Here is a 24,754-nt window from a genome sequence, read left to right as displayed (position 1 = left end):
ACAGTCGTCACAACAGCCAGCCGGGGCCGTCGTCCTCGGCGTCGGCCGGCCCGTGGCAGGCGAGGGAGATCGTCGCACTGCCCGGGCCCCAGCCCGCTGCCGTACCCGCCGCCAGGTTCGCCTTGAGCACGAACAGCGGTGCTCCCGGCGTACGGAAGGACCACACCGCCAGCCGGTAGGGGTCGCGGTGGACCCCTCGCCACTCCGCGTCCCGCCAGTACCCGCGTCCGGGTGAGTCGGGGAAGCCTGCCGTGTCCCAGTCGCCGGACCAGGTGGGCACGCTCAGCACCGCCTGGACGGCGGTGACGTACGCGGGCCACTTGGCGGCGGCGAGCGCCATCAGGGACTCGTTCTCCGCCGCCGCGCCCGCCCGGACCGACCACAGGGCGTGCTCGACGCGGGTCACCGGGCGGGCGGGAGCCACCGAGGCGAGGTGGAGGCGGGCGCCCTGGGCCGTACGGACCCACTGGCCCGCCTCGAACCACAGCGGTCGCCAGCCGAACCCCGCGCACCAGTGCGAGCGCTTCTCCTCGTCGTCCGGCACCCCCGCCCACACCGTGGGCCAGTCCACCTCGACGAGCCGCTCCAGTTCCGCGACCAACTGGTCGGGGGTGCGGTCGGCGGTCAGGACGGGCATGGGTGGCTCCTCTGGTGCTGCTTACGGGCAGGGGGCGGGGTCAGACGCGGCCGCTGGGGCCACGCGGGTCCCGGGGCGGCGGGGGCGCCGGGGCCACGGGGGGCGTCTGCTGCCGCGGCGCCGGCGGCGCCTCGGCCGGGGCGGGCCGAGGGCGTGGTGCCGACGGCTGCGACTGCGGCGCGGGAGCCGGGCGGGACTCGGCCGGCGGCGTGGACTGCTGCGGGGCCTGCTTGGCGCCCGAGTCGCTGACCCGGCGGCCGCGCCTGGGGGTGGGAGGCGACTGGGCCTCCTGCTCCTCCGGCGGGCGGTTTCTCGCCTCCTGGGCCTCACGTGCCCCCTCCGCCGACCGGTACGCGGTCTGCCGCTGCTCCTGCTTGGACTGGCCGAGCCAGCCTCGCTTCTGCAGTGCGGCGCGGCCCCGGCCCTTGTTGGCGAACTTGTCCACCGCCCAGGCGCCGCCGCGCAGCGTGCTGCCGGCCGCGCGGCCCGTGCCCTTGGCGGTGGTGCCCGCGACGCGGCCGCTGGCGCGGGCCGAGCCGATGGCGAGGCCCGGGGCCATGACGGCGGCCTTGTCGAAGGTGGCGTTCGCGCCGTCCCGGATGCCGAGGGTGTCCTCGCCGCCCGCGACCTGCGGGGTGAAGTTCCCGGCGAGAAGCTTCTTCAGCATCATCACGACGGCGACGGTGACCAGCAGCAGCATGAGCAGCTGGGTGCCGAGGGCGATCTGCGCGGGCAGGATCATCTGGTAGAGGACGAGCAGGACGGTCAGGATCACGCCGAAGCCGGCGCGCAGCACGAAGCTGTGGATGAACGTCTCCAGCCAGCTCTTCAGCAGCTTCTGCTGGGAGGGGTGGATGCCGAGCGTGGCGACCAGCGGCAACAGCATGATCAGGATCAGTGTGACCGCGTGCCACAGGAGGGTGAGCGCGCTGAGCGCGAGGACCATCACGCCGACGATGAAGGCGGCCACGAGGGAGTAGAAGGCGATGCCCACCCGGTCGGTGGCGTTCTTGCCGGCCCAGTCGTTGAAGGCGACCGGGTAGAGCTTCTTGTCCGGCACATCCTCGCCGCCGGCGATTTCGATGCGGATCTTCTCCCAGTCGCTGAACTTGTCCCCGTCCGGCCTGTCGTCCCCGCGTTGGTCATCGACGTTGGTCCAGGACTGGGCGACCGCTTGGCGCACGCGGAGGTCCCCGCAGCGGGGCGTGCCTTTCTCGCCCCAGTAGCAGACGTATTTGGTGTCGCTGCTGAAAGTGCAGGTCCCGTCCGTGCCGGAGACTTTTCCGTTGCTGTCTTTCCTGAAGATGCAGTTCGCGCCCACATCGCCGAACTGGCCCATGGCCCAGGGGCGGAAGGCGAGGGTGTCGTACATGGCGCAGCTCGACAACCGGAGGCCTACCTCTCCGGGCAGGTCCTTGCCGTTGTTGGGCAGATCGCAGGGGCTCTGCATCTTGCCCGACACGCCCGCGAGTACGGTCGAGCTGAGTGCGGAGTTGGCGCTGGCGATCCATTCGTCCGAGCTCTGTACGACCTTGTCGTAGTTGTTGCCGGTGAGGAATGCCATGACGGCGATCACGGTCAGGGCGGTCCAGGAGACTCCCGCCCACACCTCACGCATGTCTCCCTTCCGCCACTTGGTGAACACCCAGAGGCCGACCAGCAGGATCATGACCGTGAGGGCGGGCTTCAGGACGTTGTCGCGGAGGGTCGTCACCACGTTGTCGCGGCCGGTGTAGAGGCCTGAGAAGGGGCTCGGGTTGGAGGCCATCTCCTTGATGGAGATGGAGAACCGGGTGAGCACCTTGGTGCCGTAGAAGACGGCGTCAGCTATGCCGTTGTTGACATAGGCCATGACCTTGCAGGAATCGGCTCCGCTGCCCCACGTGCCGTTGTCCTCGGAGGCGTCGCCCTTGCCCTTGAAGGTCATGGACCAGTTCAGGCCCCGCATGCCGTTCAGTTCGTACAGGGTGTAGCGCTGGGCTTGGTCCGGCTCCACCTTGAAGGCGCCCCTGACCGTGCCCTTCTCGTCGCCGAGGTTCTCGGAGCCGCCGCCGTCCTTCCACTGCACGACAGCGGGCATGATGCCCTCGCCGTTACTGCCCGGCGAGTCCATGTGGTAGCTCTCGTCGCCGGTGAAGCTGCAGGAGAAGTCCGCGTACGCCGAACTCGGCGCGGCCAGGGTGAGGGCGATCAGCGCCAGCACCACGAAGAGGCCGGCACGGGCGGCCACACCGGCTTTCCGTATTCGACGGCTCAGTGCGTTGCGCGGATGCATCTGTCTTCCTTCGGGGTACGCGTGGGCAGGGGCAGGAGCTCGATGTGCGGGGTCAGCCGTCGAAGTAGTCGCTCAGCACACAGCCGTCGACGAGGCCTGGAGACTTCTGGAAACCGCTCGGCGCCGAGAAGTTCGGATCGCAGGTCAGGAACAGGAGCTCGGACTTCCGCAGTTCCTGGATCGCCTGGCTCCCGACCGGAATGACCGCGAAGTCCTGGCCGACCAGGAATTTCTCGTTGTGCGCTTTGGCCGCGGTCTGGAACTTCTTCATGTCTGCCACGGACAGGAGGGCGACGGGGTCATTGGATCCGTCGTTGCACACGCCCCGTTCCTTGATGCCCCAGGACGGGGCCGCCGCCTCGTCGGCGCCCCACGCGGTCTTGTCGCCGTCGTGGTTGGCGTCGTAGTCGGCTCCTGTCTTGAGGTCCAGGCAGGGGGTGTGCTTGTTCACGTAGTACGCGATGGACGCCAGGTCCGCCGCCTTGGGCAGGCCGCCGCCCGCGCCCTGCCCGGTGCTGCCGGAGGAACTGGCGGCTGGGCTTTCGCTCCCGCTGTTCTTGCTCTTGGCGTCGTTGCTTCCGCACCCCGCGACCGCCGTGAACGCGGCGAGTGTGACACCGATGGTGAGTGCTTTCCCGAGTTTCATGTCTACCTACTGGTTTAGAGGATCGACGAGGTAGTTGGTCAGCACGCAGCCGCTCGCCTGCGCGTCCTTCGTGACGTATCCCTCGGGAACCTTGAACTTGGGGTCGCAGTTCTCCACCAACATCCCGGCTTCGAGTAGGGTCTTGCTCGCCTGCACGTTCGTTGGGTCGATGATGAAGTCAGCGCCGACGAAGAACCGCCCGTATGCCAACGAGCCCGTCCAACCCTGCTCTTTTGCCAACTCCTGAGCCTGCTTGCGGTAGTTCTCCTGGAACGCCTTCATGTCGCCCAGCAGGTAAATGACCCAGCCGCCGATGTCGGACCGGGTTTCTCCGCAGAAGCCGGACTTCCTGATCCCCCAGGCATCCTTCTCGGCTGCTTCAGCCTTGGTGTCGTGCTCGTCCGAGGGGCCGAGAAATCCCTCCACGGGTGTGCCGTTCGCGCTCTCGTCGTCCGTGAGGTTGTCGCAAGGGAGCCCCGCGCCGGAGATGAACGTCTGGACTTCTCTCAGCGTCTTGGCGCTGGGCAGGCGCGGGGAGCCGGAATCGGAACCGGAACCAGAGCCGGAACTGGAGGCGGAGGCCGAGGCGGTCGAGCCGTCGCCGTCCGCGCCGGAGTCGGACCCGCACCCGGTCAACGCGGTGAGCAGGGCCAGGGAGACGATGCCCGTGGTCAGGGGCTTGGTCAGGGGCTTGGGCAGGGACATGGGGGGACGGGCCTCCGGGGACGAGGTGGGGTCGGGCGGGGTCATACGGCGGCCGATTCCTGCGTGGCGGGCTGGGAGGCCGCCGGGTCCTCCTCCGCCTCCTGCAGGAACGTCCAGTCCCAGACACTCAGCGGGGGGTTGATGCCCTGGCGGGCCGGGCGGGTGGTGCCGTTGGTGTCGGTGGCGGCGAGGATCTCCTTGAAGACCAGGTCGACGGCGACCGTGCCGACCCGTTTGTCGGCGTCGCGCTGGAGGCAGACGCCCGTGCGGAGTTCCTGCAGGGCGGCGATGACCTTCGGGTCGTTCTCCGGGCGGCCCAGGAGCGGGGCCACCAGGGAGGCCTCCTGCGCCGACTTCTGCTTGAAGGCGAAGACGGTGTGGATCTGGTTGGCGCCGCCGCTGCGGGCCTCGGAGTCCTCGATCTGGACGAGGTCGATGGCCTGCTGGGTGATCAGGACGGTGACGGCGAGGTAGGAGCGGCCCTGCTTCAGCGCGCGGCGCATCAGGTCGCGGCCGGACTCGGTCGCCGTGACGACGTACGCCTCGTCGACGAAGAGCGCCTTGGGGCGCAGGCCGATCTCGCCGGTCACCGGGTTCTTCTCGTAGCCGACGTCGAGCATCTGGCTGCCGAGCTCCACGACCGCCATCAGGGCCGTCGCCGCGAGGCGTTCCGCCGGGTTCCAGTTGCGCGGGTCGGAGGCCGCCGGCGACTGGAAGCCGCGCAGGGTGATGACGGTGCGGCGCTTGCGCATGCTGGAGAGGGGCTGCGGGTGCTCGGCGAAGGAGAGCCGGGCGTAGGGGAGGGTGCGCAGCTCCGTGAGGAGCATCTGCGCGAGCTTCAGGTCCTTGATCGCCTCCCGGTCGCCGCTGGCCACCGCGTGGTCGTACGCCGCGACGACCTCGTCGACGACCTGCCACAACGTGGGGCGGGGGACGGCGAGTTCGGCGTCGCGGGCGGTGTAGCCCTGCTCGACGGCCTGGCGGATCGCGGAGTTGTAGCGGCCGATGACGGTCGCCATGCCCTCGATGACGGGGAGGCGGACGCGCTGGTAGTCCTCGTCGCCGAGGAAGCCGCGGAGCATGGACTCGGCGAGGAGGCGGCCGGCGGGGACGTCGCGGGCGATGACCCACGGGTCGAGGACGCCCGCCTGGCCCTTCAGGAGGTCGACGACCTCCGTCTCCGCCCAGAACTCCGGGTTCACGGGCTGGAACCGGCTCTGCGGGGTGCCGAGGAGGCCCTGTTCCGCGTCGCTCGCGAAGGCCGGGTCGTTCACCTGGGCGCCGAAGGCCAGGTAGTAGCACAGCTGGGCGAAGTCGGTCTTCGGGTCGATGACCAGGCAGCGGACGCCCGACTCCGACTCCTCGTAGAACTTCTGCAGGGCCAGCGACGACTTGCCGCCGCCGGATGCGCCGACGATGGCGAGGCCACCGCCGTCGTTGCGGGCCGGGCCGACGTGGAGCGAGTAGTGGACCGGCATCTTGCCCGCCCAGCCGACGAGGTTGCCGACCCAGCCGAGCCGCTTGCCGGACCGCTGCTCGGGGTTGTCGCCCAGCTCCGTTCCGGCCGTGGGGAGTCCGGCGCCGAGCTGCTCCACCTCCTGGAGACGGAGATACGGCGCGATGGGCAACTTGGGTGCGTCGCCAGGCAGTTGGGACTGGAGCAGCCGCCACTGCTGGCGGGTCGGGCGCAGCAGCGTGACCTTCAGGTCCTGCTTGAACTGCATCTCCAGGACGCGGCGCCGGCGCTCCAGCTCCTTCACGTCGTGAGCCGAGATCGTGAAGCGGATCTGCGCCTCCATGCCCGGCATCTTGTGCTCTTCGATGTCGTCGACGAGTTCCTGGGCGCGGGTGACCTGGGTGGCCAGCTTGGTGTCGGGGCTGCGGCCGGAGTTGGCCATGTCGTTCATCTCGTCGACGAGGTTGCCGCGGATCTTGTCGGCGCGGTCCTTGAACTTCAGGTACGGGATGAGCGTGAACCGCATGTCGATCTCGACGGGGAAGTCCACGTGCTGGGCGGCGTACCGCGCCCAGGCCGTGGACTGGCGGAAGCGGGTCTCCGCGGGCCAGTTGGCGGCCACGAGCGTCGTGGTGTAGCTGGTCTGCTGCTCGCCCGTCACCTCGTCGTACTGGTGCAGGACGATGTGCGTCTTGCGGTTCTCGCCGGAGAAGTCGACGACCAGGTCGAACTGGTTGGGACCCCAGGCGCGCGAGCCGAGCACCGGCTCCGGCGGGACCGGCAGGTCGCCGTGGAGCGGCTTGCGGATCAGCCAGACGAGCTCCTCGCGGCTGAGCGGGGTGCCCTTGAGGCCCTCCAGGCTCTCGTGGACCTCGACGGCCGTCTGCGTCCACTCGGCGAGGACGTGCGGGGAGAGGTACTCGTCCGTGACGCCGGTCGCGGTGGCGGCGGCCTGGTCGGCGGCGCCGCGCACGCCCTGGAGGAGGCCGGGCTCGTCGTACGGCTCGTCGTCCTGGGCCAGGACACCGGTGCCGCCGCTGGTCCGCTTCAGTGAACCCAGCTTCACCAGCAGGATGTTGCGCTCCCGCTTGGCGCCGATGCGCTCCTGGTACTCGGCCTTGCGCAGGTTGTACGCCTTGTAGTTCTCGGTGGGCTCCCAGGCGATCGCGTTCAGCTCTTCCGCCCAGGTCAGCGCGGTGATCGGCTGGTAGACCTTGCGGTAGTGGCACTCGACGTTGCGGTCGCCGCGGGCCAGGTTGAGCAGACCGCGGGCCGGGCCCTCGGCCATCGCCTGGAGCTCGCCGGCGTTCAGGTACTCGTCGATGGCGTTGGGCAGGACCATGCCCGTCCACACCGAGTCGCCGTGCACGAAGATCATGTCGTCGGCGTAGCGGTAGGGCAGACGGAGGTCCTCGCGGCGGGCGGACGCCGACGAGCCGGACTGCCTGGAGCGGGAGGAGGACGACTGCCTCGAACCGCCCTGGCCGCCCTGACCGTTCTTCTTGCTCGACGAGGCGGCCATGATCATGGCGACCACGAAGAAGGCGGCCGCCCCGCCCAGAAGGATCAGCATGAACATGGAGGAGTCACCTGCGGTAGTCGACGTGAAGGACGTGAAGGACGTGAGGGAGGAGAGGTGAGGGGGGGTAGGGGTCAGCGGTAGGTGGAGAAGGCGCTGCCGCGTGCGGCGGCGGTCCGGCGTGCGGCGTCGTAGCGGGCCTGCCAGCGCGGCGAGCCGGGGGTGAAGAGGATGACCTGCCAGTGCAGCTCTTCGGGCTCCTGGTCGGCGGCGAGGCCCTGAAGGCGCTTGGGCTGGAACCACCAGTCGGTCCACACCACGAGCTGCTGGCTCAGCGTGAGCGCCGAGGGCAGCGGCCGTCCCCAGACGAAGTAGACGGCGAACGGCGGCCCGAAGTAGAGGATCGACGTCCACATCGACATCCCGAGGAACGGCAGGAACGCCGACATCGTGAACAGCGCGATGAGCCAGATCAGCCCGAAGCCGAAGGCCGCGCCCAGTGCGGGCAGCAGCAGGCCCGGCAGCGGGATGTTGCCCCAGTTCCAGATCCGCTTGGGGCGGTTGACCAGATCGGTGTGGTCGTACGCGACCAGCGGCTCCGGCGGTGCCTCCTGGCTCATGCTTGCGAACTCCCCTGGTAAGGACGGCTACTGACCGATCGTCGGGCGAGGCCCGGACGGTGGGTCAGTTGCCGCCGCCGATCTGGCTGCCGAGGCCGATCAGTACGCCGGCGAGACCGCCGGCGCCACCGATGATCAGGGCGGCGAGCGCGATCATGCCGAAGCCCTGGAAGGCCTCGCGCATGCCGTCTCCGCGCTTCATCGACATCAGCATGCGGATGCCGAGGATGAGCAGGGCGATGACGGCGACCATGGTGCCCGCGTTGCGGAGGATGGTCTCGATCTGCCCGAACATCTCGTCCAGTGTCGTACCGGCTGCCAGGTACATGGTGATTCCTCTCGGGTGGTGGAGCGGTGGTAAGTGGCGCGGGGGGTGAGGGCGGTGCGGTGCCGGTCAGGACTTGCCGGGCTGCTTGCTCTTGGGCGCCTGGGGGGTCGTCGAGCGGGAGGTGGACGGGGAGGCCGGGGTGGACGGGGCGGAGGGGGAGGCGCTCCCCGTCGCGGCGTCGCTGTCGGTCTCGTCGCTGTCGGCCCGGCCGCCCTGCTCGTCGAGGACGCCGCCCCGGATGTCCTTGACGAACCAGCCCTGGGCCGTGTTCACGATCGTCATCCGGTACGCGCGGCTGACGGCGACGCCCTTCGCGTCGCTCCAGTCGACGACCACGCGCACCTGGACCGCCTGTCCGGCGCTGTAGGCGTACGGGTCGGTGCCCTGGACGCTCGCCGGGACGAGCGCGACGACCGTGCCGACCTGCGGCTTCGTCATGCGCCCGGCAAGACCGGTCGTGGCTGTCAGGGTCGCGTCGGGTGTGATGAAGCGGGACATCGCGGTCGCGTCGGAGGCGCCCCAGGCCTCGAAGTAGCCCGGCAGCACCTTCTGCTGGAGCTGAGTGGAGAGCGTGTCGTCGACGACCTCGTCGCGCTGATCGAGCTCCGGCACGTCCGCACGCGCGGGCAACGGCATCTGGCCGACGTCGCCGGCGACGCGCATGCCCTCGCCCGTCTTGAGGTTCTGCACGTACACCGGGACGGTGAGCGTGGTGAGCGTGCCGTCGTCCGTCCGGACCTGAACGCCGATGTACCGGCCGTGGTCACCGAACTCGGGAAGCTTCTCCGCAGTTCCGTCCCAGGTGGCCGAGACGGCCTTGCTGGTGCCCTCGCCGCTCCAGCCGCACTCGGGGTCGACGCCGGCGGAGGCGTAGCGGGCGAGGTCGGTCCGGCGGGTGGACGAGGTGTCCGGGGAGAACGTCATGCAGAGCTGCGCGTACTGCTCCGCGAAGGCCGCCGCCTGCTCGGTTGGGAACTCGGTGAGGCGATAGCGGGTGGCGTCCGCCTCGTCCAGTCCGGCGGTGGTGGCACCGGAGGACTTGCCGACCACGAGTCCCATCACACCGCAGGAGCCCAGCGCGAACACGCACGTGGTGATCAGCAGGGTGGCGCGGAGTGCGACGTGGGTACGGCGTCCGCCGGTGGGGATCCGGCCACCGGGCTTCGGGACGACGAAGTCACGGTCGGGGCCGGGCTTCGGGGCGGTGTGCGCGAGGGCGGTGGTGTGGGCGGGAGCGCCTGCCGTGGGCCTGAGCGAAAGCGTCGGGGCACCGGCGACGGGGGCCTGGGGTGCCGGCGCGGTGGCGGCCGGGGCGGTGTGCTGGGCAGCCGCGGTCGGCGCGACGGGCGCGGGCGCCGCGGCCGTCGCCGTACCGCCCCGCTTGCGCTGCTCCTTCTCCGCCTTCTTCTGCTCGTACGCGGCCTTGCGCGCCGCCCGCTCCCGCTCGCGCTTCTCCTTCTTCGACTCGCCCTGGGGGCGGGTCTCCCGCGGCGGCAGCGACGGTACGGCTGCCTGGCCGGCCCGGGGCGTGTTGCGCACCCAGGCGGCGGCGACCTGTGCGCGGGCCGCGTCGGAGGGGAGCTGCTGCGGCTGGGGCTGCGGCTGGGGCTGGGGCTGGGAGGCCTGCGGGGCGGCGGGCTGCGGGGCAGGGGCCTGCTGCCCTTGTCCCTGCCACGCCTGTTGCGGTGGCTGCTGGGAAGGACCGAAGGACCCGGGCTGCCCGGAAGGCTGGCCTCCGCCGACCGCGCCAGCAGGGCTGTTGTGGTCTGTCATCGAGTCGGTTACTCCAGCGAGTCGGTTCCCCGTCCGCCTGGGCGGGTTCACGACCGCACCGCACGACGGGCCCTGGCCCAGCCAGGTGCGCTGGCAGTGTGACAAAGACGCGTCACGGGACCGGTGTCGTTTTCCTCGCCGGGAGACGGTGAATTCCCGGCGGGGTCCCTTGGGGAAACCCGTCGGGAAAAGTGTCAGGGACACGGCGGGAAGACTCCGTGCCGCGCCGACCCGCGCCGGCCCCACAATGCGCTGGGCATGTCTGCCCGACGTGCCCGGCACCGCCCCCGGCACCCCCTGGACCCGACGGACCCGGCGAAGGACGAGAGTTGACCGACCACAACGGGAACCCGCAGCAGCCGCAGCAGCCCGACCCGCGAACCTGGGAGATCCCTCAGCAGACCCCGCCGGTCCAGCAGGCCCCTGCCCCCGTCGCCGCGGCGGCCTTCCAGGCACCGCAGGTGTTCCAGGCCGAACGTGCCTGGGTCGACGGTTACGAACCCGGCGACCCCTGGCAGGCCCGCCTGTGCGTGGAGACGCCGTACGGCACCTTCGCCTATCCCCTGACCCCGAACACGATTCCCGAACTCCTCGAACAGATGGTTCTCGTGGCCCAGGAGCAGCAGGGCCTGCCGGTCGGGTTCGACGAGGATCCCGAGCCGCAGTCGGCGGACGACGAGGTCGTCGACGAGGAGCAGCAGGGCCTGACCGCCCGACTGCAGGGAGGCCGTGCGGCGCGGATGAGCGGCTGGAGCGTCGTCCACGACCTTTGGGAACGCGAGGATCCGACGGCGCGCATCGTCATGGGCGCGATCGTGGCAGTGGTGTTGCTGCTCGGTATCTTCCTGACCTGAATCTTCCTGACCTGATCCCGCGACCACCGCAGACCGACCGACAGGGGCAAGGATGACCGGCACCGAAGAGCCCGCCAGGGAACCGGAGTTCTACTTCGCGGACGTCTTCGTCTTCGTCTCCGACTACCTCGCCCAGTTGATCCGCCGCCGCATCAACGGTTCCTCGGCCACCTGGTGCCCGAAATGGTGGGAGCACCCCGAGGCCGGCGCCCGCCTCTCCGCCCTCTGGCTGGCCTGGGAACACCTGCGCCAGGACCCGGCGCTCGGCATGTCCACCTGGTGGCTGCACCATGCGGATCCCCACCTGCGGGTCCTGATGGACGCCGACTCGGGCCCGTTCGCCGCCTGTTCGCCGAAGGACGGTCACACGGCCTACCCCTTCGATCCGCTGCCGGTGGATCCGCGGCCGGAGGAATCGCGGTGAGCGGAGGAGGAATCGCGGTGAGCGGAGTTCGAAGCCGACCCTGCTCTCCCCATGGCCACCTGGGGCATTGCTGTGCGCTGGGCTGGGACGCAGTGACCGCTGTGGCTTGACGGCGGACCGCTTTCCCGCTCTTTCCCGAGGGGCGCCCGCTCCTTTCCCCGTCGGGAAAACCCCGGGCCTCACGTTGTTGCCGCCACCTACCGTGTCCCGGTCACCCGTCGACCGCCGTACCGGCTGAGCACAAGGAAGGCGCGGGAACGTGGAGTTGCCTGCCGAGAACAAGCGCACGGCACTGCTGCCTCTGGTCGTGCTCGGCGCTTTGCTGATTCTCGTGCTGACGGTGTTCACCGTCTTCGACGGAGACGACGGCGGCGATGACGGCACGGACGCGGCGCCGGCCGCCACCTCCGGCGGCCGCAACGGCGCCGCCGCGGACCCGGGGTCTTCGGGGTCCTCGGGTTCCGATGCGCCCAGTGGCGGTGCCACCCCCATCGTCGAGCCCTCCGAAGTGGCCGAGGCCCACGCCGTCATGGCCAGGTACATGGCCGGGCTCACCACCTACGACCACACCAGCAAGGCGGCGGCCTGGAGCACCCCGTTGCTCGGACTCACCACCGGCGACACACAGATGAAGCAGGCGACCGTACTGCCGTCCGGCAAGGAGTGGGCCACCTGCCAGGCGCAGGAGTGCTCGTCCAAGGGCGCGGCGGTCGTGGAGCGCGACGCGGTGATAGCCGACGACGTGGTGCGCGGCAGCGGCAGGACGATATCCAGCCTGGTGAAGGTCACCACCACGCACACCTCCGGCGGGCAGTCCTCGACCGAGGAGAACGAGTGGCTGGTGACCGTCAAGGAGGACGGCACCCGGTGGGAGGTCTCCGGCTTCGACGTCTTCGGACTCGGCAACGTCGGCTCCTCCGAAGACTCGGGGGAGTGAACCGGCCGTGGTGGCACCCGCTGTACTCGCGGCCGCGGCGAAGGCCGCGAAGGTCGCCAAGTCAGCCAAGAAGGCGGGCAAGCTCGCGGCCGGCTCCGGGGGAGGCCAGAACGGCGACGGCGGCAAGAAGAAGGACAAGAGCTTCAAGTGGTGGATGATCATCGGCGGTGGTGGCGGGCTGGCCGCCGCGTCCGTGGTCTTCCTGGTTCTGCTGCTCATCGGCAGCATGGTCGGCGGCGTCGGCAACGGCGCGACGAACGCGGCCTGCGGCGACTACGCGAACAACGCCAACGCGGGTAACACCGGTGACGCCGCGGCCACCAACCCGATCATGCCGGCCGGCAAGATGTACATGCCGAGCGAGACCGCCCGCGCCGAGATACCGCCGAAGATGATCCTCGCCGCGATGCGTGCCGCCGCCAACTACGACGGCCTCGACTGGACGCTCATCGCCGGGCAGATGTACCAGGAGACCAAGTTCGGCCAGGACAAGTCGGCCGCACCCGGTGGCAAGAACTCCCTCGGCTACATGGGCATCCTGCAGTTCGGCCCCCCGGCCTGGACGGACTACGGTTCCGACGGCAACGACGACGGCAAGAAGGACCTCTACAACATCGACGACGCGGCCTGGGCGGCCGCCAAGTTCCTGCACGCCAAGAAGGCCGAGACCGAGCCCTTCAAGGCGCTGCAGAACTACTCCGGTTCCACGGCCTCCAACACGATCTACCCGCGGGTCGTCCTCACCCAGGCCGCCCGCTATCGCGGGGTGCTCACCGGTGACAAGGACCTCATCGAGCGCTGGTACGCCCATCTGAAGGAGACGGTCGAGAAGAACCCCGACTTCCCGACCCTCGGACAGCAGTCGGACATCCCGGAGCCGGTGGGCAACGACGCCCAGCCCGCCAAGGCCCTCAGCATCCCCTCGTCCCCGGCCCGTTCGTGGTCCACGCCCCCCATGGACGACGACGGCGAGACCACCACCGCCATGGCGCCGGCCGCGTACACCATGGGACCGGCGAGCACCGCGAGCGTGACGACCGTCGCCTTCCCCGAGGCCAGGCAGCCCACCGCGGTAGGGGGCAAGGACTGGCAGTGGCCCATGAAGGAGGGCACCTACTCGCTGGGCACGCCGTACCACCAGAACGGCAGCATGTGGAGCCTCGGCTACCACACCGGCCTGGACCTCGTGGCGACGTCCGGCACCCCGATCTACGCCCCGGCCGACGGCAAGGTGGTCCACGCGGGCCCCGGCGGCTCGTACGGCAACGAGACGGAGATCCAGCACGCGGACGGCGTCATCACGCTCTACGCACACCAGACCTCGATCAAGGTGTCCGTCGGGCAGACCGTCAAGCGTGGCCAGCAGATCGGCACGGTCGGCGCGACCGGTAACGTCACCGGACCTCACCTGCACTGGGAGGTCCGGATCCCTGGCGTCGACAACCCCTTCGTCGCCGGCCAGGACCAGGGCCCCGGCATGGTCGACCCGAAGGCCTGGATGGACGGCCGGGTCACCGCCAACCCCGACTACGGCACGGTCCCCGGTTCAGCGGAGCAGAGCAGGGACGACCAGTACGCCCAGTGCGCCCAGGGCAACGGCGGTGCGGCCGTCGCGCCCGACGGAGCCGGCGCCTCCGGCGTCATCCCCGACTCCGACGACCCGGTGATCCGCGCCGTCCTCGGCTGGGCTCAGCGCGGCATCGGCACCCCGTACGTGTATGGCGCGCCGCGCCTGCAGGGGCAGAACCCCACCAGCTTCGACTGTTCGAGCTTCACGCAGTGGGCGTACTACATGGCCAGCGACGGAAAGATCGACATCGGCAGTACGACGTATTCGCAACAGCCCTACCTGAGCAAGTACAAGGTGGATCTGTCGGATGCCCAGCCCGGTGACGTGATCTTCTTCGGGCCGGAAGGCGGAGGCAGGTCGAGCCATGTGGGCCTGGTCTGGGACGCCAAGGGCCACAAGATCATCCACGCTCCGCGTCCCGGCAAGTCGGTCGAGTTCAGCACCTGGGACTACCAGGCCGAGATCACCGGCGTCTACCGCGTCCCGATACCGCAGGGCACGAACGCGGTCGAGGGCGACGGCACGAGCAGTGCGACGGGCGCCTGACCACCCCCTCAGACAGCCCCACAAGTCCAGAAAGGACGGACCCGCGGGTGACCGCAGAACAGAAGAAGAAGCCCCGCGCCGAGGACGACTGGACCTTTGAGATCGTCATCGCCGTCGTGGTCGTGCTCGTCGTCGCCGCCGGCGCCTGGCTGGCGGCGAAGATCGGGGCCGGGTACGCCGACGCGCCCGCGCCCGCCTCCAATCCGCTGACGTTCCTCGTCGAGGTGATCAAGGGCGACTACAGCTGGCCGGGTTCGCCCGCCAGTGCCGTCGCGGCCGGGGAGGCCGTGGTCGTCGGGATTCTCGCGCTGGCCGGGTACCGGGTGCGCGAGCGCTTCCGGAACAAGCCCGAGGTGGACGGCGCCGCCAAGCATCTCGCGCAGGGCGAGGAGCTCGGCAAGCTGACCATGAAGGGCGCCGCCGCCACCGCCGAGCGCCTCGGCGTGCGATCGTCCACGCCCGGCGTGTTCATCGGACGGTCCGTCAAGGGACGGCAGCCGCTGTACGGGTCGTACGAGGACATGCACGTCGACATCTGGGGGCCGCGCACCGGTAAGACGACCCGGCGTGCCATCCCCGCCATCCTCGACGGGCCCGGCGCCGTCCTCGTCACCTCCAACAAGCGGGACATCGTGGACGCCACCCGGGGCCCGCGCACCGCGCGCGGACCGGTGTGGGTGTTCGACCCGCAGCAGGTCGCGCAGGAGGAGCCGAGCTGGTGGTGGAACCCGCTGTCGTACGTCACCGACGTCGCCAAGGCCCGCAAGATGGCCGACCACTTCGCGAGCGGCTCGCGTGACGCGAACGCCGCCACCGACGCCTTCTTCGACCCGGCCGGCCAGGACCTCCTCGCCAACCTGCTGCTCGCCGCCGCCTGCGCCAAGGCGCCGATCACGCAGATCTACACCTGGCTGTCCAACCCCAAGGACGACGCCCCGGAGCGGATCCTGCGCGGCGCCGGACACGCCATGCCCGCCGACGGACTGGCCGGCGTCCTCAACGCCCCCGACAAGCAGCGCAGCGGCATCTACGGCGTCGCCCAGCAGATGGCGTCCTGTCTGGTCAATCCCGAGGTCAACCGGTGGGTGACACCGCCCGCCGACGAGTACGCGGGGCAGTTCGACCCGCACGCGTTCGTCCGCGGCGGCGGCACCCTGTACTCGCTCAGCCGGGAGGGCCGCGACTCCGCGGGGCCGCTCGTGACCGCGCTGACCGTCGCCGTCGTCGAGGCGGCCGAGGAGTACGCCACCACCCAGCGCGGCGGCCGTCTCCCGCTGCCCCTCGTCGGCGTCCTCGACGAGGCCGCCAACGTCTGCCGCTGGCGTTCCCTGCCCGACCTGTACTCCCACTACGGCTCGCGCGGCATCATCCTGATGACGATCCTGCAGTCCTGGGCGCAGGGCATCGAGGTGTGGGGCGAGCGCGGCATGGAGAAGCTGTGGTCCGCCGCGAACGTCCGCGTGTACGGCGGCGGCGTCTCCGACACCCGCTTCCTGGGCGACCTGAGCGAACTGGCCGGCGAGTACGAGCTGCGCGAGTACCAGACCAGCCGGGAGTCGGAGTTCGGCGGCTGGTCCGGTGCCCGCGCGATCAGCGAGTCCACGCGCCGCGAGCGTGTCCTTCAGGTCTCCGACCTCGGCGCCATGCCCCCCGGCCGGGCCCTCGTCCTCGCCTCCGGCACCAAGCCGGTGCTGGTCGAGACGGTCCCGTGGTGGGAGGGCGCGTACGCGGCCGAGGTCCAGGCCTCGCTGAAGAAGTACGACCCGGGGGCGCGCTGAGCCGCCGCCGACCTGGCCGCGACCGCGCCGGTCACCCCGGAGTCACGGCCTCCGCGACGTTCGAGAACGCCGACGACGACGAACCGCCGCGCCGGGCCGTTCGCCGGTGTCCGGAGCACGGTCTGCGAGTTCGCCGCGTCGACGATGCCGAGGTACCGGGGCTCGTCGTACCGCGTCGGCTGCTCGTAGAGCCAGTACTCCTTCAGGTCGGCCACCGGGCTCGGGTCCCAGTCGAGCCTGATGCCGTACTCCGGGGGCTGGGCGGTCTGGTTCGTGCGGCAGTCGATGGCCGTCCATGTCCGGGCGCCGTCCGCCGGGGCGGGTGAGCGCACAACCGTGTACGCGGTAGTCGTAGGACCGTCCGTACACCGCGCGGGCGTCCCTCCAGCCCCTGTCGGGGGTCTCCGGGTACTCGGTCCACTCCGTCCCCGAGGTCTCCTTGCGGAAGACCGAGAAGGCGACGACGTCCGCAGGCGCCGTCAACACGAACGACGGGCGCAGGTCGTCGCGGCCGAGGCGGTCGGCGCGATGACGACGGCGGTGGCGACGAGACCGTCGGTCGTGGCGAGCGCGACGGCCGTGGCGAGTCCGGCGGGGCTCTTGGCGGGGCGCATGGGTCCTCTGGTCGAACGAAGCCTGGAGTGCTGAGGCGGGGTTGTGCTGAGGCGGGGCTGTGATGCAGACGGGGCTGCGATGCGGACGGGGCGTGATGAACCCTTCGTCATCACGACCCGCGAGGAACGGCGTTGGTTGTACGGCTCCTTGGACCGTTTCCCGCCCGATCTCCGCGACGGCCGCACGGCGGTTTCCGCGACGACCCGACGGCGGTTTCCGCGACGGTTGCACAGCGGTTTGCGCGGTGGCTCCGCGGGGGTTTGCGCGGCGGATTCCGCGACCGGTCTTCGACAGGTCTTCGCAAGGTCTTTGCATCGTCTCCATGCGTCTGCGTCCGATAAGCGGAGTGTGATGTTGCTCCTTCGTTAGCAGGTTCTGCTTGACTCCGGCGGTCGCCGCCGCGTTGTCTTTTGAGACACCTGGGTCACCATGTCGCACCCACGTGTGCCCGGAATCGCACCGAACGCACCTGAAGTGAGCCCTGAATGCGTCGTATCGCCATAGCCGTGGTCGCCTCCACGATGTCCCTCTCGCTCGCCGGGTGCGGGATGCTGGGAGCCTCGGAGAGCAGCGGCAGCGCGACACCGACCCGGAGCAACGACATCACGGTGGGCGTGCTGATGCCGGAGGACACGAACACCCGGTACGCGGAGTTCGACTACCCCATCATCAAGAAGACGGTCGCCGAGCTCACGCAGAACAAGGGCACGACCGAGTACGCGAACGCGGCCGGGGAAACCAAGACGCAGAACACCCAGATGCAGAAGATGATCGACGACAAGGTCGACATCATCCTCCTCGACGCCGTCGACGCGAAGCTGATCGCGCCCATGGTGCAGAAGGCCAAGGACGCGAAGATCCCCGTCATCGCCTACGACCGCCTCGCCCAGGGCCCGATCGACGCGTACGTCTCCTTCGACAACGAGCTCGTCGGCGAGGTGCAGGGCCGTAGCCTCGCGGAGGCCATCAGCAACCCCAGCACCGCGGACAAGATCGTCATGGTGAACGGCTCGCCCACCGACCCGAACGCAGGCCAGTTCAAGGCGGGCGCGCTCAGCGAGCTCAACGGCCGGGTCACGATCGCGAAGTCGTACGACACCGACAAGTGGAGCCCGAAGCTCGCCCAGGCCGAGATGACGAAGGCGATCGAGGCGCTCGGCAAGAACAACATCGCCGGTGTCTACTCCGCCAACGACGCCATGGCCGGCGGCATCGTCAAGGCCTTCGAGGCGGCGGGCATGAGCGACGGCGACCTGCCCCCGATCACCGGTCAGGACGCGGAGCTGCCGGCCGTGCAGCGGATCATCTCCGGCGAGCAGTACATGAGCGTCTACAAGCCGTACCCGGCGATGGCCGCGGCCGCCGCACAGGCCGCCGTCGCCAAGGTCCAGGGCCGTGAGCTGCAGTTCGAAGCCCTCACCCGCGACAAGGTCGACAGCCCGACCACCAAGGGCATTCCGGCCAAGCTGCAGACCGTGGTCGCGCTGACGAAGAGCAACATCAAGACGACCGTCATCGCCGACGGCATCTACACGGTCGCCCAGATCTGCACCACCAAGTACAAGGCCGCCTGCGACGCCCTCAAGCTGAGCTGAGGTCAGCCGACTGCCGGCGGGAGACGGCTGCCGGCCGGGAGGTGGCTGCCGGCCCGGGGGCGGCTACCAGCCCATCAGCGGTTTCATCGCGATGAGGACCCCGCCCGGCGTGAACGGCGCCGGGCTGGGGTTCATGTAGCCGACCGGATCGCGGTCGCCCGAGACGCGCAGACCGCTCACCTTGGCGTCGCGCGGGACGTCGTACCAGAGCTCGACCTCGATCAGGTCGTGCCCGCCGATCTTCACGCTGTCGTGCTGGCGCCGTACGGCCATGGCGAAGGTGTCGGGCTGCCCCGGACGGCCGGGGACGCCCGCCAGCCGCTGGCTCTTCGCCACGTACGTGTGGAACTCCGGGTCGTGGTTGTCCACCCGCAGTCGCGCCCAGCAGAACCGCCCGTCGGGCTGTCCCTCGCTGTGCGACCCGGATACCGCGTTCAGCCCGCAGCGCAGGAACAGCAGGGTGAAGGTGAGATGCCCGTCCTTGTAGGGGCGGGAGGCCGCCTGCGTGGCCGTGGCGGAGGGGGCGGCGGAGGGTTCGCCGTCGCCCCCGCCCCCTCCGCAGCCCGCCGCCGCGCACAGCACCGCCACCGCGGTCAGGGCCCGTACCCGCGTCGTCGCCATACCGGGATTGTCCGGCCGCCGCCCCGGAAAGGGGAGGCCTCGTCACGCGCCCCGTTCACGCCACCCGCGTGAACTCCACCGTCACCTCCGGCGGTCCGCCGGCGACGCCCCGGTAGATGCCCTTGTGCGGGGTGACGTCGTCGTAGTCGCGGCCCCGGCCGACCACGACGTGGGACTCGTCGGCCCGGGTCCGGTTGGTGGGGTCGTAGCCGTGCCAGTCGCCCGCCCAGTACTCGACCCAGGCGTGGCTCTGTCCGGCCACCGGGCGGTGCAGTTCCGCCTCCCGCTCGGGGTGGAGATAGCCGGAGACGTACCGTGTCGGCAGCCCGAGGCCCCGCAGCAGCGCGATCGTGACGTGCGCGATGTCCTGGCAGACGCCCGCGCCCTGCTCCCAGGCCTCGGCGGCCGAGGTGTTCACGCCGGTGACGCCGGGGAGGTAGGTCACCCGGTCGGCGACCAGCGAGGACACGGCCACGACCGTCTCGTGCGGGTCCAGGCCCGCGGCCGCCTTCCGCGCCTTCTTCACCAGCTTCGGCGGGACCGTCGTACGGACCGTGGGGCCCGCGAACTCCAGCAGCCGGGAGGTGGCGGTGCGTTCGGTGATCTCCGACCAGGCGGGGGAGGGCGGCAGGCCGGCCGGCGGGGACGTCTCCACCAGGCTCGAGGCCGTGATGGTGAGGTCCGCGTGCGGGTCCATCAGCTCGAAGGCGGTGACCTGGGTGCCCCAGTAGTCCCAGTACGACCAGGTCGTGGCCGCCGGGCTGATGGTCACCCGGGCATCAAGGGTGGTCTGTCCGGGCAGCGTGAGCGGGGTCATCCGGACCTCGTTGTGGGAGGAGACCGCCGCCTGCGCGTAGGAGACCTGGGTGGTGTGGCGGATACGGAGCCTGCGGGTGCCGTTGGCGCTCATGCTCACGCTCCTTCCTGGGCCCATACGACGGGCCCCTGGTACGGGAAGAACCGCTCGGCGACCGCTTCCGCCGAGGCCATGCAGGCGGTCTGCAAGTCCCGTAGCAGCAGCGGCAGTTGTTCTTCCAGGGCGTGGGTGTCGAGGTATTCGAGGCGGGTGCGCAGCCGGCCGATGGGACGGCGGGCCGGGTCCTGGCGGGGGCGTGCGAGGGCCGAAAGGCACTCCTCCGCCGTCGTCAGCGCGTGCAGCGCCGAGCGCGGGAAGTCCCGGTCCAGGAGCAGGAATTCGGCCACTCTCGGGGTGTCGCCGAAACCGCCGTACACGCGCGCGTACGCCTCGTCGGCGCCGGACGCGCTCAGCAGCGTCGGCCAGTCGGGCGCGTGGGCGGCGTCCAGGACGCGCACCGACAGCAGCCTTACCGTCATGTCCACGCGCTCCAGGCTGCGGCCGAGGACCACGAACCGCCAGCTGTCGTCGCGGCTCATCGTCGAGTCGGCGAGCCCGAAGAAGAGGGCCGCGCGGCTGCGGACGAGCTCCAGATATCCGTAGGGGCCGGTGCGGCGGGCCGCGCGGCGCTGGTCGGCGAGGGCGTGCCAGGTGGCGTTCAGGCACTCCCACATCGCCGAGGAGACGGCCTCGCGGGCGCTCCTCGCGTTCAGCCGGGCGGCGCCCAGCGCGCCCTCGATGGCGCAGGTGGAGCGGGAGTCGAAGGCCAGCTGGTCGAGGACCTGCTGCATGTCGACGGGTTCGGGGCCCGCGTCGACGCCGAGGATCGCGTACAGCGACCGGCAGGCCGCGTCCTCGTCGCGCCAGGGGTCCTCCAGCATGCGGTGCAGGTAGGCGTCGAGGATGCGCGCGGTGGCGTCGGCCCGTTCGACATAGCGGCCGGTCCACGTCAGCGCCTCCGCTATGCGGGAGAGGATCACGTCGTTCACTGCTGCTGTGCTCCTTCCTGTACGCCGGCGGGGATACCGTCGGGGCCGAGCTGGCGGGGTGCGACGGCCGGCGGGACGTCGTCGGCCGGCAGGCCGGCCGGCCCGTCCGCCGGGCCCTCGGCAAGGACCCAGGTGTCCTTGGAGCCGCCGCCCTGGCTGGAGTTGACGATCAGGTTGCCCTCCTGGAGCGCCACCCGTGTCAGCCCGCCGGGCAGCACCCAGACGCCGGTGCCGTCGTTGACGGCGAACGGCCGCAGGTCTATGTGGCGCGGCGCCATGCGCTCACCCGCGAGGGTGGGGGAGGTGGACAGGGCGACGGGCCGCTGGGCGATGAAGCCGCGCGGGTCGGCGGCGACGGCCTTGCGCGTCTTCTCCAGGGTCTTCGCGTCGGCCTTCGGGCCGATGACGATGCCCTGCCCGCCCGCGCCGTCGACCGGCTTGACGACCAGCCGGTCGATCTGGTCGAGGACGGCGTCGAGCTGTCCGGGCTCGTCCGGGCGGTACGACTCCACGTTGGGGAGAATCGGTTCCTCGCCGAGGTAGTACCGGATCAGGTCCGGGACGTACGTGTACAGCAGCTTGTCGTCGGCGATGCCGTTGCCGACGGCGTTGGCGAGGGTGACCCTTCCGGCCACGGCCGCCGTCATGATGCCCGGGCAGCCGATCACCGAGTCGGGGCGGAAGTGGAGCGGGTCGAGGAAGTCGTCGTCGAGCCGCCGGTAGACGACGTGGACCGGGACCTCGCCCTTCGTGGTGCGCATCCACACCCGGTTGTTGCGGCACACCAGGTCGTGCCCCTCGACCAGTTGCACGCCCATCAGCCGGGCCAGCAGGGCGTGTTCGAAGTAGGCGGCGTTGCTGGGCCCGGGGGTGAGGACGACGACCCGGGGGTCCGCGGTCCCCGCGGGCGCGGCGGCGCGCAGCGCGGCGAGCAGCCGTGCCGGATAGCCGTCCACCGGCACGACGTGCTGCCCGTCGAAGAGGGAGGGGAACACCCGGGTCATGGCCCGCCGGTTCTCGATGACGTACGACACCCCGCTGGGCACCCGGACGTTGTCCTCGAGGACCCGGAAGTCCCCGGCCTCGTCCCGGACGAGGTCGATGCCGGCGACGTGGATGCGCACCCCGCCGGGCGGTTCGACCCCGTGGGCCGCGCGGTGGAAGTGCGGGGAGCCCAGCAGCAGCCGCCAGGGCACGACACCGTCCTCGAAGGCGCGGCAGGGCCCGTAGGCGTCGGCGAGATAGGCCTCCAGGGCCCTGACCCGCTGACTCACGCCCCGTTGTATGAAATCCCATTCCAGTGCGTCGAGGATTCTGGGCACCAGGTCCAGCGGCCAGGGCCGCTCCTCGCCCGCGAAGGCGTAGGTCACGCCACGGTCGGTGAAGGCGCGGGCCATCTGGTCGGCCCGGAAGCGCAGTTCACCTGGTTCGATCGGCTCAAGCGCCGCCAGCACCGGCTCATAGGCGGCCCTGACCTCACCCGGCCGCTCGAACATCTCGTCCCACGCGTCGGCCAGCGCGTACGCGTCAAATATGTCCGCCATGGGCCGACGTTAAGTGCGGGACGTAACGCGACGATCACTCGGGTATTTCCGGGAGCGCACGGGTGCCCCGGTGCGCATGGGCCGCGGGGGTGCGGGGGCATGCGGGTGTGACCCGGAGCCCGGCCGGACTCCCCCGTGGTCCGGCCGGGTTGGCTCCGCTTCCCCCGAGTGGGGAGCACCCGGGGGAACGCGGAAGTCAACGATGCACCGTCGCAAAGCCCCGGCACCACCGTCAGCTTGTTGCAGTGCGAGGGGAGGAGGCCGGGAGAAACTCACGCAGACGGGTGGTTTTCCTCGGCCTCGGCCGGACAAGCCGTGTTGCGGACCCGGTCCGGGCCGCGCATAGTTGCGCTCCGGAAGCGGCGTGGGCGGGGGTGGGATGGGCGATGGCCGGGTGCGGGACGGAGGAACATCCACACGGCGTCGACCGGCTGTGCGACGCCGGGGATCGCGTGTACTCCCGGGCAGTACGGCGCGGTCGGGTGGCCCGGACCGACGCCGAGCCGGTCCCGTGCCTCCTCGACCTGGCCCTCCTGCACCCCGACCCCGACGACATGGACTGGCTGGTGCCGACCTCCCCGCAGGAGGTCATGACCCGGCTGCTGCACGGACTTTACGACGAGGTCAGCGCGAGCGGGCGGCGCATGGGCGCGGCCGTCGCCGCCTTCGAGTGGTACGCGGGCCTCGGCGGTCCGGCGCGGGGCGCGACGGCCGGGGAGGGCGCGGCGATCCGGGTCCTGGACGGCTCCTCCCGGATCCAGGCCGCCCTGGACGCGGCGACCGAGGCGTGTACGACGGAGGTCCTCACCGTGCAGCCCGGCGGCATCCGGCGTGAGCACGAACTGTCGGAGGGCCTGCACCGGGCGCTGGAACTGCGCGGCCGCGGCGTGCGCATGCGCGACCTGTACAACCACGTCGCCCGGCACGGCCAGGGCCTGCTCACCTACCTGGAGCTGATGGGCGACGCGGTGGAGGCCCGCACGCTGGACGAGGTCATCGACCGGCTGATCCTCTTCGACCGCACGGTCGCCTTCATCCCCGCGAACACCGACCGCACGATGGCGCTGGAGCTGCGCCACCCGGCCCTGATCTCCTACCTGGTGACGGTCTTCGAGCGGCTGTGGCGGCTGGCGATCCCGCTCACCGCCCCGCTCCCCGACACCCGCATCGAGGGCATCTCCCACCGAGAGCAGTCCATCGCCGCGCTGCTGGCCGAGGGCCACCAGGATGCCGTCATCGCCGAGCGCCTGGGCATCAGCGTCCGCACCTGCCGCGCCCACATCGCCCGCCTCTCCGAGACCCTGGGCGCCGCCAGCCGCACCCAACTCGGGGTCCGCATAGCCCAGGTCGGCCTGGACCGCCCGTCGGGCGTCAGCGTCCCGGCTCCTGCTCCTGCCTCGGCTCCTGCTCCTGCCTCGGCTCCTGCTCCTGCCTCGGCTCCCGCCCCCGGTGCTGTTCCCGGTCCCGGTCAAGGATCCCCGACCGGCCGATGAGGTAGCCGAGTTGGGCGCGGCTCTCGCTGCCGAGGGTGGCGGCGAGCTTGGCGATGTGGACGCGGGCGGTGCGGATGTTCATGCCGAGGCGGTCGGCGATGACGGCGTCCGTGTGGCCCTCGACCAGAAGCGCGGCGATGGCCTGCTGGCGGGGCGTCACACCGTCCAGGGACGGGCGTCGGACCGCCTGGGGGTACATGGGGACGGCGAGCCGCCAGAGGCGGTCGAAGGTGGTGGTGAAGTACCTGAGAAGGGCGGGGTGGCGGACCTCCAGGGCCAGCAGCCCGTCCTCGCCCGCGGGGATGAAGGCGACCGTGCCGTCGATGACGATGAGCCGGTCGGTGACCTCGTCCAGCGTGCGGGCCTCCGCGGCGCCGCGGAGCTGCTCGTAGCGGGACAGGACGAGCGGCTGGTGGCGCTGGGTGTGCTGGTAGAGGGTGCGGATACGGCAGCCCCGGTCCAGCAGGGCCTGGTCGCGGGCCATGGCGACGGCCTGGGCCGTCTCGCCGCGCGGCCCGCTGTAGTGCACGTGGGGCTGGATGCAGAGCACCTCGTCGGTCGCCTCGGCCATCGCCTCGGTGATGGCCGCGTTGATCCGTTCCGTGCCGCTGAGGACGCGCAGGGAGACGGGGTCCGTGGGGGGAGTGCGGCTGCCGGCGACGCGCATGAGGGGCTCGAAGAGCGCCGCCAGTTGTTCCTCGCGGCGCCGTTCCTCGGCGATGCGGGTGCCGGAGGCGCGCAGCAGCCGGTGCAGGGCGAGGGCGGGGGGCACGGGTTCGAGCTGGGCGAGGTCGTCGACGACGGGCTGCAGCAGGCCGAAGGACAGCAGGCACGGGGCCGCCGTCTCGGCCGCCTCGGTCTTGACGCGTCCGTCGCGCAGGGCCTGCTCGTAGAGCTTCTCGCCCGCGGCGCACAGGTTCTCCACGCCGTGGTGGGGGTGCGGCGGCGCGCTCACTGCGGTCTGCCTCCTGTC

At 70.7% G+C, this 24,754-nt stretch carries 20 protein-coding genes and 1 pseudogene; 7 read left to right on the top strand and 14 right to left on the bottom strand.

Annotated elements, in window-relative coordinates:
* Positions 1-7 precede the first annotated feature (7 nt).
* From ACZ5SK_RS15030 to ACZ5SK_RS14995, 8 genes are all read right to left on the bottom strand, one after another.
* Positions 8-637 carry a hypothetical protein gene (locus tag ACZ5SK_RS15030; RefSeq protein ID WP_079660932.1) on the bottom strand — a complete coding sequence of 210 codons (630 nt, stop codon included), beginning with the start codon at positions 635-637 and terminating at the stop codon, positions 8-10.
* A gap of 40 nt (positions 638-677) precedes the next feature.
* Positions 678-2,912 (bottom strand): hypothetical protein, encoded by a 2,235-nt coding sequence (locus tag ACZ5SK_RS15025; protein WP_468576090.1) that lies wholly within the window; start codon positions 2,910-2,912, stop codon positions 678-680.
* 52 nt (positions 2,913-2,964) lie between these two features.
* Positions 2,965-3,558 carry a hypothetical protein gene (locus ACZ5SK_RS15020; RefSeq protein ID WP_334578414.1) on the bottom strand — a complete coding sequence of 198 codons (594 nt, stop codon included), beginning with the start codon at positions 3,556-3,558 and terminating at the stop codon, positions 2,965-2,967.
* A gap of 6 nt (positions 3,559-3,564) precedes the next feature.
* The gene (locus ACZ5SK_RS15015) at positions 3,565-4,263 is read right to left on the bottom strand and encodes a hypothetical protein (protein WP_468576088.1); all 699 of its coding nucleotides are present in this window, start codon (positions 4,261-4,263) and stop codon (positions 3,565-3,567) included.
* Between the two features lie 41 nt (positions 4,264-4,304).
* Positions 4,305-7,298, bottom strand: coding sequence for an ATP-binding protein (locus tag ACZ5SK_RS15010; RefSeq protein ID WP_334578412.1), 2,994 nt, complete (start codon positions 7,296-7,298; stop codon positions 4,305-4,307).
* A gap of 74 nt (positions 7,299-7,372) precedes the next feature.
* Complete coding sequence (locus ACZ5SK_RS15005) at positions 7,373-7,858, bottom strand: hypothetical protein (RefSeq protein WP_079660928.1); 486 nt, start codon at positions 7,856-7,858, stop codon at positions 7,373-7,375.
* A 64-nt stretch (positions 7,859-7,922) separates the two neighbouring features.
* Positions 7,923-8,186, bottom strand: a complete 264-nt coding sequence (locus ACZ5SK_RS15000; protein WP_079660927.1) for a hypothetical protein — start codon at positions 8,184-8,186, stop codon at positions 7,923-7,925.
* Positions 8,187-8,252: 66 nt separating this feature from the next.
* Positions 8,253-9,959, bottom strand: coding sequence for a conjugal transfer protein (locus ACZ5SK_RS14995; protein WP_334578411.1), 1,707 nt, complete (start codon positions 9,957-9,959; stop codon positions 8,253-8,255).
* 329 nt (positions 9,960-10,288) lie between these two features.
* On the opposite strand from ACZ5SK_RS14995, the gene ACZ5SK_RS14990 reads away from it, so the two are divergent.
* The 5 genes from ACZ5SK_RS14990 (at position 10,289) to ACZ5SK_RS14970 (ending at position 16,068) form a co-directional block, all read left to right on the top strand.
* Positions 10,289-10,813: a hypothetical protein gene (locus ACZ5SK_RS14990; RefSeq protein ID WP_334578410.1), complete on the top strand. Its 525-nt coding sequence runs from the start codon at positions 10,289-10,291 to the stop codon at positions 10,811-10,813.
* Between the two features lie 52 nt (positions 10,814-10,865).
* Positions 10,866-11,237 (top strand): DUF4913 domain-containing protein, encoded by a 372-nt coding sequence (locus ACZ5SK_RS14985; protein ID WP_334578409.1) that lies wholly within the window; start codon positions 10,866-10,868, stop codon positions 11,235-11,237.
* Between the two features lie 259 nt (positions 11,238-11,496).
* Positions 11,497-12,174: a hypothetical protein gene (locus tag ACZ5SK_RS14980; protein ID WP_334578408.1), complete on the top strand. Its 678-nt coding sequence runs from the start codon at positions 11,497-11,499 to the stop codon at positions 12,172-12,174.
* 7 nt (positions 12,175-12,181) lie between these two features.
* Positions 12,182-14,290, top strand: coding sequence for a peptidoglycan DD-metalloendopeptidase family protein (locus ACZ5SK_RS14975; protein WP_361704863.1), 2,109 nt, complete (start codon positions 12,182-12,184; stop codon positions 14,288-14,290).
* 47 nt (positions 14,291-14,337) lie between these two features.
* Positions 14,338-16,068 carry a type IV secretory system conjugative DNA transfer family protein gene (locus ACZ5SK_RS14970; protein ID WP_334578406.1) on the top strand — a complete coding sequence of 577 codons (1,731 nt, stop codon included), beginning with the start codon at positions 14,338-14,340 and terminating at the stop codon, positions 16,066-16,068.
* Between the two features lie 479 nt (positions 16,069-16,547).
* On the opposite strand, the gene ACZ5SK_RS14965 is transcribed toward ACZ5SK_RS14970, so the two are convergent.
* Positions 16,548-16,682, bottom strand: a complete 135-nt coding sequence (locus ACZ5SK_RS14965; protein ID WP_334578405.1) for a hypothetical protein — start codon at positions 16,680-16,682, stop codon at positions 16,548-16,550.
* A 486-nt stretch (positions 16,683-17,168) separates the two neighbouring features.
* On the opposite strand from ACZ5SK_RS14965, the gene ACZ5SK_RS14960 reads away from it, so the two are divergent.
* Positions 17,169-18,278, top strand: coding sequence for a sugar ABC transporter substrate-binding protein (locus ACZ5SK_RS14960; protein WP_334578404.1), 1,110 nt, complete (start codon positions 17,169-17,171; stop codon positions 18,276-18,278).
* 63 nt (positions 18,279-18,341) lie between these two features.
* Here the strand turns inward: ACZ5SK_RS14960 and ACZ5SK_RS14955 are convergent, their stop codons facing one another.
* The 4 genes from ACZ5SK_RS14955 to ACZ5SK_RS14940 are packed head-to-tail and all read right to left on the bottom strand — an operon-like array spanning position 18,342 to position 22,288.
* Positions 18,342-18,899, bottom strand: coding sequence for a hypothetical protein (locus ACZ5SK_RS14955; protein WP_334578403.1), 558 nt, complete (start codon positions 18,897-18,899; stop codon positions 18,342-18,344).
* A gap of 55 nt (positions 18,900-18,954) precedes the next feature.
* Positions 18,955-19,809 carry a transglutaminase family protein gene (locus ACZ5SK_RS14950; RefSeq protein WP_334578402.1) on the bottom strand — a complete coding sequence of 285 codons (855 nt, stop codon included), beginning with the start codon at positions 19,807-19,809 and terminating at the stop codon, positions 18,955-18,957.
* 2 nt (positions 19,810-19,811) lie between these two features.
* Positions 19,812-20,744, bottom strand: a complete 933-nt coding sequence (locus ACZ5SK_RS14945) for an alpha-E domain-containing protein (RefSeq protein ID WP_334578401.1) — start codon at positions 20,742-20,744, stop codon at positions 19,812-19,814.
* The gene (locus ACZ5SK_RS14940; RefSeq protein WP_334578400.1) at positions 20,741-22,288 is read right to left on the bottom strand and encodes a circularly permuted type 2 ATP-grasp protein; all 1,548 of its coding nucleotides are present in this window, start codon (positions 22,286-22,288) and stop codon (positions 20,741-20,743) included. Before ACZ5SK_RS14940 ends, ACZ5SK_RS14945 begins: the two co-directional genes overlap by 4 nt.
* A gap of 386 nt (positions 22,289-22,674) precedes the next feature.
* On the opposite strand from ACZ5SK_RS14940, the gene ACZ5SK_RS14935 reads away from it, so the two are divergent.
* The gene (locus ACZ5SK_RS14935; RefSeq protein WP_334578399.1) at positions 22,675-23,781 is read left to right on the top strand and encodes a helix-turn-helix transcriptional regulator; all 1,107 of its coding nucleotides are present in this window, start codon (positions 22,675-22,677) and stop codon (positions 23,779-23,781) included.
* Here ACZ5SK_RS14935 and ACZ5SK_RS14930 read toward each other — a convergent pair.
* Positions 23,750-24,736, bottom strand: a pseudogene (locus tag ACZ5SK_RS14930) (helix-turn-helix transcriptional regulator); the annotation flags it as partial. The gene ACZ5SK_RS14935 and the pseudogene ACZ5SK_RS14930 overlap by 32 nt on opposite strands.
* Positions 24,737-24,754 lie beyond the last annotated feature (18 nt).

This window comes from Streptomyces sp. NPDC031474 (assembly GCF_055581185.1).
Note: the sequence above shows the minus strand (reverse complement) of the source record. Positions and strands in the feature narration are given on the sequence as shown.

What these genes read in the sequence shown, in the direction of transcription:
- ACZ5SK_RS15030 (WP_079660932.1), bottom strand. Translation starts at nt 637, where the DNA reads ATGCCCGTCCTGACCGCCGACCGCACCCCCGACCAGTTGGTCGCGGAA.
- ACZ5SK_RS15025 (WP_468576090.1), bottom strand. Translation starts at nt 2,912, where the DNA reads ATGCATCCGCGCAACGCACTGAGCCGTCGAATACGGAAAGCCGGTGTG.
- ACZ5SK_RS15020 (WP_334578414.1), bottom strand. Translation starts at nt 3,558, where the DNA reads ATGAAACTCGGGAAAGCACTCACCATCGGTGTCACACTCGCCGCGTTC.
- ACZ5SK_RS15015 (WP_468576088.1), bottom strand. Translation starts at nt 4,263, where the DNA reads ATGTCCCTGCCCAAGCCCCTGACCAAGCCCCTGACCACGGGCATCGTC.
- ACZ5SK_RS15010 (WP_334578412.1), bottom strand. Translation starts at nt 7,298, where the DNA reads ATGTTCATGCTGATCCTTCTGGGCGGGGCGGCCGCCTTCTTCGTGGTC.
- ACZ5SK_RS15005 (WP_079660928.1), bottom strand. Translation starts at nt 7,858, where the DNA reads ATGAGCCAGGAGGCACCGCCGGAGCCGCTGGTCGCGTACGACCACACC.
- ACZ5SK_RS15000 (WP_079660927.1), bottom strand. Translation starts at nt 8,186, where the DNA reads ATGTACCTGGCAGCCGGTACGACACTGGACGAGATGTTCGGGCAGATC.
- ACZ5SK_RS14995 (WP_334578411.1), bottom strand. Translation starts at nt 9,959, where the DNA reads ATGACAGACCACAACAGCCCTGCTGGCGCGGTCGGCGGAGGCCAGCCT.
- ACZ5SK_RS14985 (WP_334578409.1), top strand. Translation starts at nt 10,866, where the DNA reads ATGACCGGCACCGAAGAGCCCGCCAGGGAACCGGAGTTCTACTTCGCG.
- ACZ5SK_RS14965 (WP_334578405.1), bottom strand. Translation starts at nt 16,682, where the DNA reads ATGCGCCCCGCCAAGAGCCCCGCCGGACTCGCCACGGCCGTCGCGCTC.
- ACZ5SK_RS14960 (WP_334578404.1), top strand. Translation starts at nt 17,169, where the DNA reads ATGCGTCGTATCGCCATAGCCGTGGTCGCCTCCACGATGTCCCTCTCG.
- ACZ5SK_RS14955 (WP_334578403.1), bottom strand. Translation starts at nt 18,899, where the DNA reads ATGGCGACGACGCGGGTACGGGCCCTGACCGCGGTGGCGGTGCTGTGC.
- ACZ5SK_RS14950 (WP_334578402.1), bottom strand. Translation starts at nt 19,809, where the DNA reads ATGAGCGCCAACGGCACCCGCAGGCTCCGTATCCGCCACACCACCCAG.
- ACZ5SK_RS14940 (WP_334578400.1), bottom strand. Translation starts at nt 22,288, where the DNA reads ATGGCGGACATATTTGACGCGTACGCGCTGGCCGACGCGTGGGACGAG.
- ACZ5SK_RS14935 (WP_334578399.1), top strand. Translation starts at nt 22,675, where the DNA reads ATGGCCGGGTGCGGGACGGAGGAACATCCACACGGCGTCGACCGGCTG.